We start from the raw sequence: 16,639 nt of genomic DNA, 5'->3' as shown, positions 1-16,639 counted from the left end.
TATAACTGTTATGTGTTTTCCATCATTTTTTTATCCACTCTGCCTTATTATAAAGCAAAAACCTGCTTCTCTCAACAAAAAAAGAAAAGCCGTTGCTTTATAACAACAGCTTTTCCATACTTTTAGTCCCTGATCGGACTTGTTACGTTTTTAAGCCATTCCCGCTCTTCTTCCGGCAAAAAGGCTTCAATCTTCTCATATACCATTTCGTGATACTGATCCAGCCATTTCTTTTCTTCACAATCCAGGTATTCCATTTTCACAGCGGAAAGATCAATCGGGCAAAGAGTCAGTGTTTCAAAATGCAATAGTCCATCCTGGGAATCCTTCACACACAAAATCAGATTCTCTATACGTATCCCATGGCTTCCTTCTACATAAACTCCTGGCTCATCAGAAGTGATCATCCCCTCCTGAAATACTGTTTTCAGATGATCCGGCAATCTCCAGTGAATAAAATTAGGCGGCTCATGTACATTCAGAAGTGCGCCTACTCCATGTCCGGTACCATGATTAAAGTCCTGTCCATGCTCAAGCAGCGGCCCTCTTGCCAGGTAATCCAGCATCTGCCCATTTGTACCCTGATGGAATCTGGCCTTTGCCAGATCGATCATACCCTTTAATACCAGCGTATAATGAAGCTTCTGTTCCTCCGTTACGTTCCCCATTACAACCGTTCTTGTAATATCTGTTGTACCGGCTCTATACTGCCCGCCTGCGTCTACAAGATAAAAGCCTTCTTTTTGGATTTCTGTATCTGTTTCTCTTGTGGAAATATAATGGCACATAGCTGCATTTTTACCATAAGCAGAAATCGTTTCAAAGCTGGGCTCCAGATAACCCTTCTGCTCTCTTCTAAGCGTTTCCAGATGATCCGCAGCCTCCATCTCCGTTACATGTGCTGTTTCCGGAACGTGCTTCAGCCAGTACATATATCTGGTCATTGCCACCCCATCCCGCAGATGAGCACTTCGTACCTGTTTTATCTCCTGCTGATTCTTCACAGCCTTCATGAGAACCGAAGGATCCGTTGCTTCTTTTTTAGTCACGTGTTCCGGCAGACAATAATATAATTCATCACTTACCTTTTCCGGATCCATTAATAGCGTACATTTCGGAAGCTTTTCTAAGACCTGAACAATATCATCATAATCCCTTACAAAGACTCTGTCCTTTTCCAGTACATCTCTTTGTGCCTCATTAAGTACACCACTTTGTACAAACAAAACTGCGCCGTCCATGGTAATAATGGTATAGGCCTGAATTACCGGGCTGCAGGCTATATCCATTCCACGAAGATTATAAATCCATGCAATATCATCCAGAGAAGTAACCAGATGTACATCCGCTCCCTGTTTCACCATTTCTTCCCGGACACGTTCCAGCTTATCTGCCCTGCTTTCTCCTGCCTCATCCATTGTAAGGAACCAGGCCGGTGTTTTTTCCATTGCCGGCCGATTCTCCCACGCTTCATCCACAATATCTCTGGAGCTGCTGATATTGATCTTATTTTCTTTTAAAACAGATCGGAGTTTTTTCCCTTCTGATGCGCTGAGCACCCTGCCGTCAAATCCGGCTGTTTCTCCAGATTTTAATTCCTGTGCCAAAAACTCCTCTAAAGTCGGCACATTCGGTTGTCCGCTTTTAAACAAATGAACCTCCGTACCTGCCAGCTGCTTTTCAGCCTGTACAAAGTATCGTCCATCCACCCATAGCCATGCTCCCTTTTGTGTTACTGTCACAGTGCCAACGCTTCCTGTAAAACCGGTAAGGTATTTTCTGACTTTGAAATGTTCTCCAATATATTCAGAACCATGAAAATCATTGGTAGGTGCGATCCATGCATCTATCCCATATTTTTTCATTACATTTCTGAAATTTTCCAACCGTTCCCTGATTACCTCTGACATTGTTCTTACTCTAATCCGTACTTTGCAGCAGCCTCATCAATGGCTTTTCTGCACTTCTGGACTCCGGCCTTGATTCCATCCGGATCCTTAAAGATTGCAGAAGAAAGGATGATCACATCTGGATTGCATGCGATCAACGGATCCATATTATCATGACGAAGACCGCCATCAATAGCAAGCTCACAGCGTGGATTCTTCTCATCGATCAGCTTTCTTGCCCTCTGAACCAAATCTACAGCAGATTTTCTCCATCCCCAGTTATCCTGTCCATCTGTGTCGTCTACACCATGGGTTACGATCTGAAGACGGTCAATATCATTAATAGACTCATCAACAAAGCAAAGAGGTGTATAGCATCCTACGGTAAGACCGATCTTCATGCCAAACTCACGGCAATAATTGATCAGGTAAGCGAGTGGTGCTCCAATAAAATGCTCAGCTGGTACGATCAGCATCGTGCAGCCAGCCTTTGCCAGCTTTTCAACAAACAGACGGTCACACTCGATGGTATAGATATGGCATTCAATATGCTTATCTGTTACTTCCCGAAGTCCTGAAATGATCTGTGGGCCTCCCATAAGCTGCATATTTTTCAGGTCATACATATCTGCTGCATCTGAATGGATATAATCAACTCCGCCGTCAATAGCCTCCAGAACTCTGTCTGCGATCCTTGCGTAACTTACATGTGCCAGTCCTGCTGCGATTTTAATGTGTTTCATAATGATTTCCTCCTTCTTATCTTAAATAATTATTTTTCATATACAATCCTGCCATCGATCAACGTGCAGATGCATGCTGCATCAAGATTCTTTACAGGATTCTTATCAAACACTGCAATATCTCCATCCTTGCCTGGTTCAATGGATCCTATTCTGTCCTCCAGGCCAATAGCCTGTGCTGCGTGAAGGGTAACTGCTTTTAAAGCCCCTTCCTCACTCATGCCTTTTCTGTGGCAGATTCCTGCACATACGATCAGATTCTCCTCATGCATTCCCGGAAGATCTGTCATAATAGCAACCTTTACTCCTGCCCGCTCCAGGATTCCTGCTGAAGCTTCATCCTGATGGATCGTTTCGTTTTTGTGCGGAAATCCGGTAAATGGTCCAAGAATAGCAATTCTGTTTTTGGCTGCAAACTCTTCTGGGATCAAATGCCCCTCTGAACAGTGCTCAATGGTCATCTTAAGGTCAAACTCTTCTGCAATACGAATAGCAGTCATGATATCATCTGCCCTGTGTGCATGAGCCTTTACCAGAAGTTCTCCCTTTATCACAGGAACAAGGGCTTCCAGCTTCATATTGAAAGCTGGCATCTTATCCGGATCCCCAGCTGCCCGTTCCTTTTTGTCTGCATATTCCTTTGCCTTAAAAAGTGCTTCCCGGATCAGTGCGGCCACACCCATTCTTGTGGATGGAGTACGTTTACTGCCATATATATTTTTTGGATTTTCCCCAAAAGCCATTTTCATGGCAAGAGGCTCTTTGATCACCATCTGCTCCATAGTACGTCCCTTGGTTTTCATTGCAAGGAACTGTCCACCAATTGGATTGGCACTGCCAGGGCCTGTAGCTACACAGGTAACTCCTGCTTCATAAGCTTTTTTAAACTCCGGATCCAGCGGATAAATCCCATCCAATCCTCGCATTTCAGGAGTGATTGGATCATTCTCCTCATTTCCATCCACACCTGCATTACCGATCCCGGATCCAAAAACACCGATGTGGCAATGTGCATCAATGATACCAGGCATAACAAAGCCGCCATGTGCATCAATCACTCTGCAGTTTTCTGGCTGGTCAACCGTATGTCCTACCTTTAGGATCTTTCCATTTTCCAGCAGTATACAGCCATTTTCAATGGTTCCTTCTGCAGCCATGGTAACAATGGTACCGTTCTTTATAAGAACTGTTTCACTCACTGCTTACACCTCCCTGTATTCTTGCAGATAACTGCTCCATCTGGGCAATCGCTTTCTCTGAAAGCGTTCGGATCACCCCGTCCTCAAACGGAACCTGCAGACCTGCTTTATGAAGAGTATCTGTAAAACCATACTTTCCACTGTACCTAAGGATATCCATGTAACAGTTCCATCCCTTTTCCCTGTTTTCTTCACAGAGGAAATGCACCTGCATTGCACAGGTCTGTGCCAGTACATAATCAATATAGTAAAATGGCCATTTATAAATATGAGTCTGTCTCTGCCAGAACCTGCCTTCTGAAAGAAAACTCTGATTATCATAATGTCTGAAAGGCATATACTCCTGTTCCAGCTTTTTCCATAAATCAAGTCTCTGATTTGGTGTCATCTCCGGATGGTCATATACAGTTTCCTGGAATTCATCAACTGCACAGCCATAAGGTATAAAGGAAAGAGCCCCTTTCAGATGCTGATATTTATATCTATCGATCTGTGCTTCCGGCATGGTTTCATTCAGGTAAGGCCACACAAGAAATTCCATACTCATGGAATGGATCTCTGCAAGATCACTGCTGCAGTTCTCTGTAAACCTAAATGGCTCTCCACGCTTTAGATAAGAATGGAAACCATGTCCTGTTTCATGGGCAAAGGTTTTTAATGCACCAAACGTGCTGTTATAGGTTTCAAAAATAAATGGCATATTATACCGGCCTACCAAATTAGAATAAGCACCATTGATCTTCCCTGGACGGACTGCAAGGTCATAAAACTCCCCTCTTGTCAGATCGTCATAAAATACAGCGGTTTCTTTGGACATAGAACCATAAATCTTCTTAAATGCCTCTACCACATTGTCTGTTATGTCGTACTTTTCACCTGGAAAACTGAAATCCTCATCATAATGATAAAGCGTTTCCACACCCAATCGTTTCCTTTGTTCTTCAAAAAGCTGTGTCACTACCGGAACAAGCTGCTCTTTTACTGCATTTCTAAAGGCCGCAACTTCCTTCTTTCCATAGCTGGTTCTTCCCATGGAACAATAGCCGATTTGAGTATAAGTGTCTTTTCCAAGCTTTCCGGCAATCTTTGCACGAATCTTGACAAGACCGTCATAAACCTGATCCAGTTCCTGTGCAATTCCCATCCAGCTTTCTTCCCATATTTTATAAAACCTAGATCTTTCTTCCCTGTTTTCACTTGATCCCATTTTGGCAAGACTTACAAGCGGCACTTCACCTTCTGCTGTTTTTGCCTTAAGTGTAGCCGTAAGTTCTGAATATCTGGCAGACAGTCTGTTTTCTTCTCTTAGATCCTCCAGAATCTCTTCTGAAAAACACTGCTCCTTCAGTCCTGCTTTTTTGAATGCTTCTTCGCCTGTAAAATAAGAAAGCTGTTCTTTAAAAGGAGTCTTTTCCATAGCACTGCTAAGGCGGCTTTCCAATGCTTCATATTCTGGACGGATCTTATCACACCAGGCAGCTTCTTCTTTATAAAAAGCATCTGTTACATCCATAGTATTACGAATCTCAACGATGGTTGCCATTGTCTGGTATTTCACCATCAGTGTATCAAGATCCAGCATTGCATCATAAGCTTCTTCCATAGTTTTTGCATTGGAAAAGCGTTCCAGTTCTTCTTCAAAGTGTCGTTTATAGGACACTATATCCAATCTGTAAAATGGAATATCTTTAAATTTAATCATAATTTTTCTCCATAGCTTTCATTCATGATCTGAAGGAGTGTTTCCTTCGGTGCAAATGGAAGAACATTAAATACAAAATTTCCTTTCATTTCCTCAAACTGCTCTTTGGTCACTCCCAAATTGGAAAGTGTATTGTAAAGTCCGATTTCTTTCAAAAAGCCTTCAATCTGTGCCGGAAGGTGGGATGCAGCCTCCTCATCAGAAACCTGTGCAAGAGCAGGATCAAAAAGCCTTGCCACATCTGCACATTTTTCCGGTGTTTTTGTGATCTGGAATCTGATAAATGCAGGATACAGACATGCCAGACACTGTCCATGTGCGATTCTTGGTGTTACCCCTCCGATCACCTCACTTAATGGATGCGGAATGGTTGCAGAAGCATTGCTCAGGGAAATCCCGGAAAATGCAGCTGCTCTTGACATAGACTCCCTGTATTCCATATTGGAAGTATCCTTTACCAGCTTGGGCAGCACCTGTATAATAGTTCGCATAGCTTCCTTCCCAAGAAGCATGGTATAAGGAGATGCCAGTTCTCTTACATAGCTTTCAAAAGAATGAGTAAATGCGTCAAATCCTGTAATCGCAGTTGGATAAGACGGCAATGTACGACAAAGCTCCGGGTCAATGATGGCAACCCGTGGGAAAACTGCCTGATGGTACACACATTCTTTATCATTGTTTTCCTGGTCAGAAATGATCATTGCCTGGGTAAGTTCGCTTCCGGTTCCTGCAGTTGTTGGTACAGCGATCACCGGCAGTACACTTTTTCCCGGAAGTTCATATACAGCAGAAGGGCTGGAATATTTTGAAAATACTTCTTTCCAGTGGATTTCTCCTGCATCATGGAACAATGCCACAGATTTAGCTGTATCCATGGAACTGCCTCCTCCTACAGCCAGTATTACCTGCAATTTTTCTTTATTTACAATCTCAATTGCCTTTGCAATTCCCCGAATATCCGGATTTGGAACAACTTCATCAAAATGTACATAACGGATTCCTGCTTTCTCCAGGATCTTTTTTACCCTGTCATATAAAGGTCTCAATACATCTTCCTTATTTGTGGTAGTGACAAGCAGACAACTGTCGCCGTAGGATGCAACGATCTCTCCTGCCTTTTCAAGCTTTCCTGCACCAAAATCAATTCTGGTGGGCTGGTAAAACATAAAATCTGCCATTTAAGTGTTCCTCCTTTAATATGATTTTCAATACCATTACAGTTATGATTTAATCCAGATTCACTTTCTTTCCATCCATATAAAGAGCTGTCAGTTCATCTACATAATCGATCTTTTCCAGTGGATTACCTTTCAGGCACACAAAGCTTGCTTTTTTTCCTGCTTCCAGAGATCCAAGTTCTGGAAGATCCAGAAGCTCTGCCCCGCCTCTGGTTGCAGCATCCAAAGCAGCCTTCGGAGTAAGGCCTGCCATAACCATCAGCACCATTTCATGGGCTGCTGCTTCATATGGATTAAAGGGACAGCCTGCATCTGTTCCCATTGCGATCTTAACTCCTTTTTCCCAGCATCTTTTCAGAACATCTCTGTGACGCTGCAGAACTTCTTTGCTCTTCTTGTGGTCAGGATTATCCGGTTCAAGGCGGATTCCCTCATTTACTGCATAATACGGAGCGCATAAGGTGGGGACAAGGAAGGTTCCCTGTGCACTCATCTTATCCATAATATCCTCAGTCATAAATACGCCATGCTCAATAGAGTCTACGCCTGCGTCTACGCATCTGCGAATAGCTGTATTTCCATGGGCATGTACTCCCACTTTTCTGCCCCAGTTATGAGCAGTTTCAATTCCTGTTTGAATCTCTTCCCAGGTAAGCTCACATGGTCCCGGCTCAGGTCCTGGTGAATTAACGCCTCCAGATACCATCAGTTTCACCACATCAGCACCATCCTTGATCACCTGCCGGACTGCTCCACGCATCTGATCCTGATCATCTACTTCATAACTGATCTCATAACCGTGTCCGCCTCTTGCGCATACTGCATAACTACAGGCAAGTATCTTAGGCCCAACGATCAGTCCACGATTGATAGCATCACGGATGCCCAGCACATAACCTTTATATGAACCCAGATCTCTGCAGGCAACCACACCTGCTTTCAGCAGCTGTTTTGCATGGGCTGCTCCCTCGCATACTACATTGGCGATCTCACGGTTTTCATTTGCATAATCTCCGCCTCCGTGGCTGGTGCTTCCAAGAAAATGCACATGGCAGTCAATAAATCCTGGAACAACATATGCATCCTTCAGATCGATCACCTGATCTGCCTCTGTCTGGTCTGTTTCCTCTCTTTTTTTCACCCAGAGGATCTGCTCCCCTTCGGTCAGCATTGCAAAATCTTCAATCACTGTTCCTGCTGCATCTGCTGTGTACAGCCATTTTCCTAAGTATAATGTTCTCATTTTTCACCGCCTCCAAATCCGGTATTTAATCCATCTGTCCCAGGCAGTACAAATCTGCCTTTTTCAATAAAAGCAACCTTGCTGCCGTCCTTTTTTATACCTCTTAAATACTCCACCTGATGATAGGGAAGTGTTATATCTACATGGTTTTCAAAATACACATCATCTTTTTTGTCCCGATCCTTTGTCACTTCATTTTCCCTGCACACCATTTCTTTATGGTCATACATATTGTAAATCGGTGCATCCTCAGATCTTGCAAAGCATGGATCTCCGATTGCAATGTGGGGTCCCATTTTCTCGTAGATCAGGATCGGCAGTCTGCCTCCCAGCTGATATTTATGGGCAATGGAATAAGCCTTTGTGTTGCTTCCGATTGCAAATTCACCCATAGTCACTTGCTGATAAGGATACAAAAGCCGGTTCATCACATACTCTTTTCCTTCTTTACAGGTAGCATCCACAACCCATCCATCCTTAAAGGTAAGCCGAAGATCATGATAAAAGATACCTTTCAGACAGATTTCCTCCACATGATAAAGTCCCGTTGTCCCAGTCAGCCTAGGAGTTGTAAAAACCTCTCCATAAGGAATATTCAGATCTCCGCCGCAATTCAGAAATTTTGTCTCTTTTTCCGGATCCTTCACAGGCCAAAGGCTGATCTTAATGTCTGTTTCATTTCCATTACAGCCTTTGATCTCCACAGTCTCACAGGTATCAAGCCCATCGATCAGTACCTGCTGAAGAAGTTCAAAAGGCTCAGATACTTCTGCATTCATCTGGAAAAAGTCATCAAAAATCTGTTCAAACCGTTCTCCCACCAGCATATTTGGAAAAGCCACCTTGCAGAAAGAAATCTCAGAGGGGCGGATCCACCGTGCTTCAAAATCACGTTTTTTCTGTGAAAGCTTTGTAAGCCACTCTTTATTTTCTTCTGAAAGAAAAGCATTTTCATTACCTGTATCTACTACTGGCTCCATACCAAACTGATCAATGCCGATCATTCCGCAGGTATCCTTAAGCTCTTTCTCATATAAATACATAGCAGCTTTATAAGCTTCCCACTCAGCATGAAATAGTTCTTCGTCCATTACATCCCCATGCTCAAGCAAAAGATCTTTCTGCCCCTGGCTTGCATACAATATATGAGGTTCTGTGATCACAGGAGTAAGGCCTTTTTCCTTTAATGCTTTTACCACTTCCTTTGCCAGAGCTTCCTGACCGATCTGATAAAAGAACCTTACTCTTTTTCTGTCTTTTCGATCCCTGCTCTGACTGATAAAGCCATGAAGGAATGCATTTGCAACGGTATTTCCCATTGCCTGCAGTTTTTCTTTTTCAAGGCCAAACCAGAACTTCATCATTTGCCGGTCAGTATCTGTAACCGGCAGTCCGTATTCTTCCATCCAGTCTGTACTTTCAGGCGTTGCTTTTTCCAGAATCATTTCGTAAGGATTTTCTTCTCCGATACGTATCAGGCTTTTTACAAAATCCTGTGCACGGCTTACAGCAGTTTCCAGAAGTTTACGTTTCCACTGCTCTTTTTCTGCAACCTGTGCTTTACCTTGTTCCTTCATCATGCCCTCCTTGGTTACATTCCCTGTTTTTTCAATTTCTCTTTGTAATATTTACTGTGAAGAAACAGCCATGTAAGGATCACAGAAGCCACCCATCCGCTGGGCACTGCCAGCCATACGCCCATTTCTCCCCAGAAGCTTTTCAGAATATATGCAAGAGGAAGCCTTGCTCCCCAATTTCCAACAAGAGTGATAGCCATTGGCACTGCCGTATTTCCTGTTCCCTGGATAAAACCATGAAGAACTACCCAATAGGAAGCCATGAAATATGCAATACTTAAAACCCGGATATAGCTTTCCGCCATTTTTGCCACTGCAAGATCACTACAGAAAAGTGATGGTATTGCTTTTCCTGTTCCCCAGAATAAAAGCACCAGGAACAGACTGTAACCATAAGCCCACATCAAACTGAAGCGTTTGCCCTTTCTCACACGATCCGGTTTGTCTGCTCCCAGATTCTGACTTGTAAAAATACATAAGGACTGTCCGATGCCTGAGATAGGTATATTGGCAAATGAATCAATCTTTGACCCTACCGTATAAGCTGTAACCACCTGCGTTCCCAGTGAATTTACTGCTATCTGCAGCACGATCATACCGATACTGTTGGCGCATTGCTGCACAGAGCAGGGAATTCCGTATATAAAGCCCTGCTTGATAGCAGTAAGGCTTATTTTCAAATGAAATGGATTATACCTGATCATTCCTTTTTTCGTATTTGTATAGATAAGACAGCAGATAAAGGCTATTGTCTGAGACAAAACTGTGGCAATCGCTGCGCCTTTCACGCCCATACCCAGTCCCCCTACAAAAGTCAGATCCAGTCCAATATTCAGTACTGCTGAAATCAGTAAAAGAACCAGTGGAACAATTGCATTTCCACTACTGCGGATCAATCCGCTTAATGTATTGTAGCCTGCAACACCCACAAGCCCAAGAAAATAATATTTCAGATAGAGAACTGCTTCATCCAATATCTCTGCCGGTGTACCGATCAGAGAAAGTAAAAATCTGGAACCAAAAAAACCGATCAACATTGTTATAACTGCAATCACCAAAATCGTTGTAAGCATGGAATCCAGAGTGATCTTCTGTCCCTTTGCATCCTTCTCACCAATCTTTCTGGCCAGGATCATCTCGGTTCCTGCCCCAAGGCCGATCATCAGTGCAACTAAAAGGGTAATGATTGGTGTACTGGCACCTACTGCTGCCAGAGAGTTCCCGCCTGCTACACGCCCTACGATCACTGCATCTGCAGCACTATACAGCTGCTGCAGAATGTTACTTACAAGAATGGGAAGGGTAAATAATGCCAGTCTTCTTTTAACCGGCCCTTCCGTCAGCAAACCAGTCATTCTTTTTCATCCTTTCCCTTGTAAAAACTTACGGGAGGGATTGCAAAATCAGCAATCCCTCCCGCGGGACTAACTTACTTTATGGAATCCTCCATATATGCAGACCCTGCAATCTTTATTTTGTGATTGAAACATATTTGAAATCAAATTCATAACCATAAGTAAAGATTTCAAGCCCCTGTACATTGCCTTTGATTGCCCAGTGATTCAGAGCATATACCTGTGGAATGTAGATAAAGTTATCAAGTACCATTTTCTCAATATCCATCCATGTCTGGATTCTTTCATCACCAACCTGTGTATGAGCTTTCTCAACTAATGCTTTGAACTCATCATTATCCCACTTGCCTTCATCATAGATGAACTGCATGAAGCCCTGAGGATCACGATAGTCAGAATCCTGGCCACCGCCGATTACGCAGTCAAATGTTCCCTCTGTAAGCATTGGAAGAATTACGTTGAAATCAAGAACGCTTACAGGCATCTCGATACCAAGGTTTGTTTTCCACATATTCTGGATAGCCTGAGCCTGAACTTTGCCGCTTTCCAGACACTGAATGGAGAATCCATCCTGCATATCTTCTTTGGTCTTGCCGATTTCTTCAAGACCCTGATCCAGAAGCTGCTGTGCTCTTTCGATCTCGGACTGATCAGATGCATCTTTTACGATTGGGCCGGCCTGCTCACGGAAATCTCCGCCATCAAGTCCCTTTACTCCGTAAGGAACAAGACCATAAGCTGCCAGATCTGCATTATGCATTACCTGCTGTGCAAATACTTTACGGTTGAAAGCGATGGATAATGCTTCACGGATGTTCTTGTTTGCAAGATATTCATTTGTGTTCGGGTTGAACTCAATGAATGTATTTCTCAGAAGCTTGTTGTCAACGATATTCTCGTCTGCATACTGATCAAGAAGCTCGTCGCTGACTTTCAGAACACTCAGTTCATCATTCTGATACATACCCTGAAGAGTATTGGCATCAGATGTGATTGTGATCTCGATCTTATCAAGCTTTACATTGTCTGCATCCCAGTAATTCTCGTTCTTTTCCAGTGTCATGGAATTCTCATGTGTCCAGTCTGTTACAACAAACGGTCCGTCTGCAACGATCTTGTCCACATCTGTTCCATAGGTATCTTTATACTCTTCTGCTGCTGCCTTCTGAACAGGCGCAAAGCTTGCAGATGTTAAAAGGTCGATAAAGTAATCACATGGTTCACCTGTTGTGATCTCCAGTGTGCTGTCATCTACCGCTTTTACTCCAAGATCATCTTCTGTTGCTTCCCCATTGTAATACTTCTCAGCATCTTTGATGATGAAGTATTTGTAAGCAATAGCAGATTTCAGTTCTGGATCAAGCTCACGCAGGAAGCTGGCAACAACATCGTCCATTGTTACATCTGTACCGTCAGCCCATTTTACACCATCACGAAGTGTAAGGGTATGTACAGTATAGTCATCATTGTGCTGATAATCCGTCATCAGGGCTGGTTCCCATCCCTGCTCATCATTTGTCTTTCTCAGCATTGGCTCATGAACAGCTGCCACTAAATTACCAGCTGCACCAGAGTTATTTACCCACGGATCAAGTGTTGCAGGCTCATTGTTAAGGGAAAAATAAAACACCTGCTCATCTGCCAGTTCAGCATCTTCTGCATACACTGCTGTAGATGCTCCGATCGTTCCTACGCCAAGCATTGCAGCCAACATAAGACTCATACCTTTTGATACACGTTTGTTCATTTCTTTACCTCCTTTTAATAAAACTTACCCGTTTATTAAGTGACAGGCCACTTTATGACCTGGACCACACTCTTTAAGTACCGGCGGCTGCTCAAAGCATACCGGCTTTGCATATGCACATCTTGTACAGAATTTACATCCCTTAGGTGAATTGATAGGGCTTGGAATCTCCCCTTCCAGCTTGATCCTGCTTCTCCCTTTTTCAATCTTGGGATTGGCCACCGGGATTGCGGAAAACAGTGCCTTAGTATAAGGATGCTGAGGATTCTCATACAATTCCTTATTGGTTGCATATTCCATAATGCTTCCCAGATACATAACTGCTACAGTATCAGAAATATAACGCACCATAGACAGGTCATGGGCAATAAAAATATAAGATAATCCTTTATCCTGCTGCAGCTTCAAAAGAAGATTCATAACCTGGGCCTGAATGGAAACATCCAAAGCACTGATAGGCTCATCACAAATGATCAGTTCCGGTGACATAGACAAGGCCCTGGCAATTCCGATACGCTGTCTCTGCCCTCCTGAGAATTCATGAGGAAAACGGTTTGCATGTTCTTCATTTAGTCCTACCGTTTCCAGAAGCTCGATCACTCGGTCTCTTTTCTCCTCTGCACTCATATGAATGGCATGATTCAGACCCCAGCCCTCAGAAATCAGTTGAGAAACTGTCATACGTGGACTTAAGCAGGCATATGGGTCCTGGAAGATCATCTGAATGCTTCTTGCCAGATCCTGCCGGAACCTTTTAGTGCTTTTTCCACTGATATCCTTTCCATTCAAAGTGATTTTTCCTTCTGTAGGCTCATAAATACGGATCAATGTCCGTCCAAGAGTGGATTTACCACATCCGGACTCCCCTACAAGTCCTAATGTTTTTCCCCTCTCAACTTCAATGCTGACGCCATCTACGGCCTTTACCACTTTACGTCCTTTTATTTTGAAATATTTTTTCAGATCTTCTGCTTTTAAGATTACATCACTCATGCTTCGCTACCTCCCGTTCTGTAATGGGATTGACTGTCCTAACTGCTTTCTTATGGTACAGCCAGCAGGAAGCATAATGATTTTCACCCTGCTGTGAATATGCCGGAGGATACATGGTTGAACATACCTTCATAGCATACGGACATCTGGCTGCAAAAGGACATCCAGCCGGAGGATTAAACAGATCCGGCGGTGTACCAAGGATCGGATGCAGCGGTTCCCTGTTGCTGGTATCTTCCGGAGGAATAGACTGAAGGACACCCCAGGTATACGGATGTGCAGGATGCTCGAAAATATCTTCTGCATGTCCGTATTCCATGATCTTTCCTGCATACATAACCGCAATATCGTCTGCAATATTAGCAACAACTCCCAGGTCATGAGTGATCATGATCACGGAAGTATCGTACTGTTTCTGGATATCCTTGATCAGATCCAGAATCTGCGCTTGTATGGTAACATCCAATGCAGTGGTAGGCTCATCCGCAATCAGAAGCTTAGGATTCACTGCCATTGCCAATGCGATCATAGCACGCTGTCTCATACCACCTGAAAACTCATGGGGATACTGCTTGAATCTCTGCTCCGGACTTGGGATCCCGGCCATTGCCAGAGTATCCAGTGCGATCTTCTTTGCTTCTTCTTTTGTTTTATTTCCGTATTTCAGAATACCTTCCACGATCTGTTTTCCAATAGTCATGGTAGGATTCAAGCTTGTCATAGGATCCTGAAAAATCATGCGGATCTCCTGAGCTCTGATTTTCTGCATCTCTTTTTCTTTTAGTTTTGCCAGATCTTTGCCGTCAAACCAAATCTCTCCCTTTTTCAGAAGCCCCTTTGGCTTTGATGGATTCAGGCCAATAATGGATTTGGCAGTTACGGATTTACCGCATCCGGACTCTCCTACTATACCAAGACTTTTGCCTCTCTCAAGGGAAAAGCTGACGCCTCTTACAGCCTGTACTTCTCCTGCATAGGTTTTAAAAGAGAAGGTAAGGTCTGTTACATCCAACAAGGTTTTTTCATTTCGGTTCCCCATGTTTGTTTCCTCCTTACTGTCTCATTCTCGGGTCAAGGGCATCTCGTAAGCCATCACCCATCAGGTTAAAGCAAAGCATTGTAATACAGATCAAAAGTGAGGGGAATAAAAGCTGGTATGGATAGCTAAGCAGCTTATTGGCACCATCGCTTGCAAGTACACCCCAGCTGGCTGTTGGAAGCGGAACACCCAGTCCGATATAGCTGAGGAATGCCTCTGAAAAGATAGCACTTGGAATAACATTGGCCATACTGATAATGATAGGGCTCATAGCATTTGGAAGAAGATGCTTCATAATAATGTGAAGGCTTCCTGCGCCCATGGTCCTGCTGGCCATAACAAACTCAGATTCTTTTAATGAAAATACCTGACCTCTGAAAAGTCTGGCCATGCCGATCCATCCTGTCACTGCAATCGCCAGAATGATAGGGAATACACCTGGCTTCATGATCAGGATCAGAAGTACTACCCACAGCATCTGCGGAATAGATGCGATCAATTCGCAAAAACGCATCATAAGGTTATCTGCCACACCGCCAAAATATCCTGCAATACCTCCGTAAAGGATACCAATGGTTCCATTAAGAATCGCAACGATAAAAGCGATCATAAGGCTGACTCTTGCGCCTTCCCAGCAACGTACAAAAATATCTCTGCCCAGCTCATCTGTGCCGAACCAATGCTCTGCTGACGGCCCCTGATTGATAGCAAACCAATCCTGCTGGTCATAGGTATATTTGCTGACCATAGGCTGAACAATCGCCATTCCAATGATCAGTATCAGAACCACAGCAGATACCATAGCAACTTTATTTCCTTTGAATCTTCTCCATGCATCACTCCAGTATGTAAGGGAAGGTCTGGACATCTTATCCGCATTCACATGAGCGGAGTCATCTTTTTCAAAAAGGCTGTCTTCCAGATTCTGCAGCTCCATTTCTTTTGTTTCCATGTACTCCCCTCCTATCCTGCGATTCTGATACGCGGGTCAACAAGACCATACACAATATCTACTATGAAATAACAGACAACAGATATAAAAGAAAAGATGATCGTCAGACCCATGATCATTGTGTAATCTGAGTTCTGAATCGCAGTGATCATTGACTGTCCAATACCTGGTACGTTGAAAATCTTCTCAATTACAAAGTTACCTGTAAGCACACCTGCACACATTGGTCCAAGAGATGTTACAAGCGGCAAGAATGAGTTACGAAGCATATGCTTTCTTACAATCTCATTCTGATTTAAGCCCTTGCTCTTAGCTGTGTAGATGTAATCCTGTCCCATAGTATCCAGCATACTGGTTCTCAGCATTCTGGCATAATAAGCAATGTTGGTAAAAGCTGCTGCCCCAATGGGAAGGACTGCGTATTGCCATCCTTTCCACCCCTGTATAGGGAACATCTTCCATTCTACTGCAAAATATCTCTGGATCAGGGATCCAAAAACAAAGTTGGGAATGGAAACTCCCAGGATTGCAAGTATGATAACAAAATAATCAACAAAACCTTTATTCTTTAATGCAGCCACAGCACCAAGCACGGAACCGATCAGACATCCGATCAGTACACCGCCAAATCCGATGATGGCAGAAACCGGCATACCGGATGTAACATTACCCACAACAGTCTGGCTCTTATATTTCATGGATACACCGAAATCTCCGTGAAGAAGATTCTTCATATAGATCAGATACTGTTCAAACAACGGTTTATTCAATCCATACTGTTCATAAAGAGCTTCCTTTACACTGTCTGGTGTCTCCCTGGTAATCTCAAAGGGCTGTCCAGGTACTGCATGCATCAGAAAGAATGTTACTGTTGCTACCAGAAACAGCGTAATGAGCATTGACACAAAACGCTTTGCCACATATTTTGCCATTTGCATCCCCTCCATTGATAAATGATATGTAATAATATATTCTCAACCGCTCGGGTAGAGTTGAACAATTTGTATACTCTTTTTAGACAA

The 16,639-nt window shown here is 43.4% G+C and carries 13 protein-coding genes; all 13 read right to left on the bottom strand.

Annotated elements, in window-relative coordinates; all coding sequences use genetic code 11:
- Window positions 1-122: 122 nt before the first annotated feature.
- The 13 genes from AB5916_RS05955 to AB5916_RS05895 all read right to left on the bottom strand — a co-directional run bounded on the left by AB5916_RS05955 (window position 123) and on the right by AB5916_RS05895 (window position 16,549).
- Window positions 123-1,910, bottom strand: a complete 1,788-nt coding sequence (locus tag AB5916_RS05955) for an aminopeptidase P family protein (protein WP_368189728.1) — start codon at window positions 1,908-1,910, stop codon at window positions 123-125.
- A 5-nt stretch (window positions 1,911-1,915) separates the two neighbouring features.
- On the bottom strand, window positions 1,916-2,632 hold the full coding sequence (locus AB5916_RS05950) for a ribulose-phosphate 3-epimerase (RefSeq protein WP_173727007.1): 717 nt from the start codon (window positions 2,630-2,632) through the stop codon (window positions 1,916-1,918).
- 29 nt (window positions 2,633-2,661) lie between these two features.
- The gene (locus AB5916_RS05945) at window positions 2,662-3,831 is read right to left on the bottom strand and encodes an amidohydrolase (protein ID WP_368189726.1); all 1,170 of its coding nucleotides are present in this window, start codon (window positions 3,829-3,831) and stop codon (window positions 2,662-2,664) included.
- On the bottom strand, window positions 3,824-5,533 hold the full coding sequence (locus AB5916_RS05940; RefSeq protein ID WP_368189724.1) for a M3 family oligoendopeptidase: 1,710 nt from the start codon (window positions 5,531-5,533) through the stop codon (window positions 3,824-3,826). Before AB5916_RS05940 ends, AB5916_RS05945 begins: the two co-directional genes overlap by 8 nt.
- Window positions 5,530-6,711, bottom strand: a complete 1,182-nt coding sequence (locus AB5916_RS05935) for an iron-containing alcohol dehydrogenase (RefSeq protein ID WP_368189722.1) — start codon at window positions 6,709-6,711, stop codon at window positions 5,530-5,532. Before AB5916_RS05935 ends, AB5916_RS05940 begins: the two co-directional genes overlap by 4 nt.
- A 49-nt stretch (window positions 6,712-6,760) precedes the next feature.
- On the bottom strand, window positions 6,761-7,954 hold the full coding sequence (locus AB5916_RS05930; protein WP_368189720.1) for an amidohydrolase family protein: 1,194 nt from the start codon (window positions 7,952-7,954) through the stop codon (window positions 6,761-6,763).
- Window positions 7,951-9,534 carry an aminopeptidase gene (locus AB5916_RS05925; protein WP_368189718.1) on the bottom strand — a complete coding sequence of 528 codons (1,584 nt, stop codon included), beginning with the start codon at window positions 9,532-9,534 and terminating at the stop codon, window positions 7,951-7,953. The genes AB5916_RS05930 and AB5916_RS05925 overlap by 4 nt, the downstream gene beginning before the upstream one ends.
- A gap of 11 nt (window positions 9,535-9,545) precedes the next feature.
- Window positions 9,546-10,886 carry an MATE family efflux transporter gene (locus AB5916_RS05920; RefSeq protein ID WP_368189716.1) on the bottom strand — a complete coding sequence of 447 codons (1,341 nt, stop codon included), beginning with the start codon at window positions 10,884-10,886 and terminating at the stop codon, window positions 9,546-9,548.
- A 115-nt stretch (window positions 10,887-11,001) separates the two neighbouring features.
- Complete coding sequence (locus AB5916_RS05915) at window positions 11,002-12,633, bottom strand: ABC transporter substrate-binding protein (RefSeq protein ID WP_158421067.1); 1,632 nt, start codon at window positions 12,631-12,633, stop codon at window positions 11,002-11,004.
- Between the two features lie 24 nt (window positions 12,634-12,657).
- On the bottom strand, window positions 12,658-13,626 hold the full coding sequence (locus AB5916_RS05910; RefSeq protein ID WP_158421066.1) for an ABC transporter ATP-binding protein: 969 nt from the start codon (window positions 13,624-13,626) through the stop codon (window positions 12,658-12,660).
- The gene (locus AB5916_RS05905) at window positions 13,619-14,665 is read right to left on the bottom strand and encodes an ABC transporter ATP-binding protein (RefSeq protein ID WP_294526040.1); all 1,047 of its coding nucleotides are present in this window, start codon (window positions 14,663-14,665) and stop codon (window positions 13,619-13,621) included. The genes AB5916_RS05910 and AB5916_RS05905 overlap by 8 nt, the downstream gene beginning before the upstream one ends.
- A 13-nt stretch (window positions 14,666-14,678) precedes the next feature.
- On the bottom strand, window positions 14,679-15,617 hold the full coding sequence (locus tag AB5916_RS05900; RefSeq protein ID WP_368189713.1) for an ABC transporter permease: 939 nt from the start codon (window positions 15,615-15,617) through the stop codon (window positions 14,679-14,681).
- Between the two features lie 11 nt (window positions 15,618-15,628).
- Window positions 15,629-16,549 carry an ABC transporter permease gene (locus tag AB5916_RS05895; RefSeq protein ID WP_158421064.1) on the bottom strand — a complete coding sequence of 307 codons (921 nt, stop codon included), beginning with the start codon at window positions 16,547-16,549 and terminating at the stop codon, window positions 15,629-15,631.
- Window positions 16,550-16,639 lie beyond the last annotated feature (90 nt).

The organism is Blautia sp. 1033sp1_1033st1_G9_1033SCRN_220408 (assembly GCF_040929965.1).
Lineage (GTDB): Bacteria > Bacillota > Clostridia > Lachnospirales > Lachnospiraceae > Blautia_A > Blautia_A ammoniilytica.
The sequence above is the reverse complement of the archived record's forward strand: the minus strand, read 5'-3'. Positions and strand labels throughout refer to the sequence as shown.

Excerpts from the sequence above, each read along its gene's own strand:
- AB5916_RS05955 (WP_368189728.1), bottom strand. The coding sequence starts at position 1,910 with ATGTCAGAGGTAATCAGGGAACGGTTGGAAAATTTCAGAAATGTAATG.
- AB5916_RS05950 (WP_173727007.1), bottom strand. The coding sequence starts at position 2,632 with ATGAAACACATTAAAATCGCAGCAGGACTGGCACATGTAAGTTACGCA.
- AB5916_RS05940 (WP_368189724.1), bottom strand. The coding sequence starts at position 5,533 with ATGATTAAATTTAAAGATATTCCATTTTACAGATTGGATATAGTGTCC.
- AB5916_RS05935 (WP_368189722.1), bottom strand. The coding sequence starts at position 6,711 with ATGGCAGATTTTATGTTTTACCAGCCCACCAGAATTGATTTTGGTGCA.
- AB5916_RS05930 (WP_368189720.1), bottom strand. The coding sequence starts at position 7,954 with ATGAGAACATTATACTTAGGAAAATGGCTGTACACAGCAGATGCAGCA.
- AB5916_RS05925 (WP_368189718.1), bottom strand. The coding sequence starts at position 9,534 with ATGATGAAGGAACAAGGTAAAGCACAGGTTGCAGAAAAAGAGCAGTGG.
- AB5916_RS05920 (WP_368189716.1), bottom strand. The coding sequence starts at position 10,886 with ATGACTGGTTTGCTGACGGAAGGGCCGGTTAAAAGAAGACTGGCATTA.
- AB5916_RS05915 (WP_158421067.1), bottom strand. The coding sequence starts at position 12,633 with ATGAACAAACGTGTATCAAAAGGTATGAGTCTTATGTTGGCTGCAATG.
- AB5916_RS05910 (WP_158421066.1), bottom strand. The coding sequence starts at position 13,626 with ATGAGTGATGTAATCTTAAAAGCAGAAGATCTGAAAAAATATTTCAAA.
- AB5916_RS05905 (WP_294526040.1), bottom strand. The coding sequence starts at position 14,665 with ATGGGGAACCGAAATGAAAAAACCTTGTTGGATGTAACAGACCTTACC.
- AB5916_RS05900 (WP_368189713.1), bottom strand. The coding sequence starts at position 15,617 with ATGGAAACAAAAGAAATGGAGCTGCAGAATCTGGAAGACAGCCTTTTT.
- AB5916_RS05895 (WP_158421064.1), bottom strand. The coding sequence starts at position 16,549 with ATGGCAAAATATGTGGCAAAGCGTTTTGTGTCAATGCTCATTACGCTG.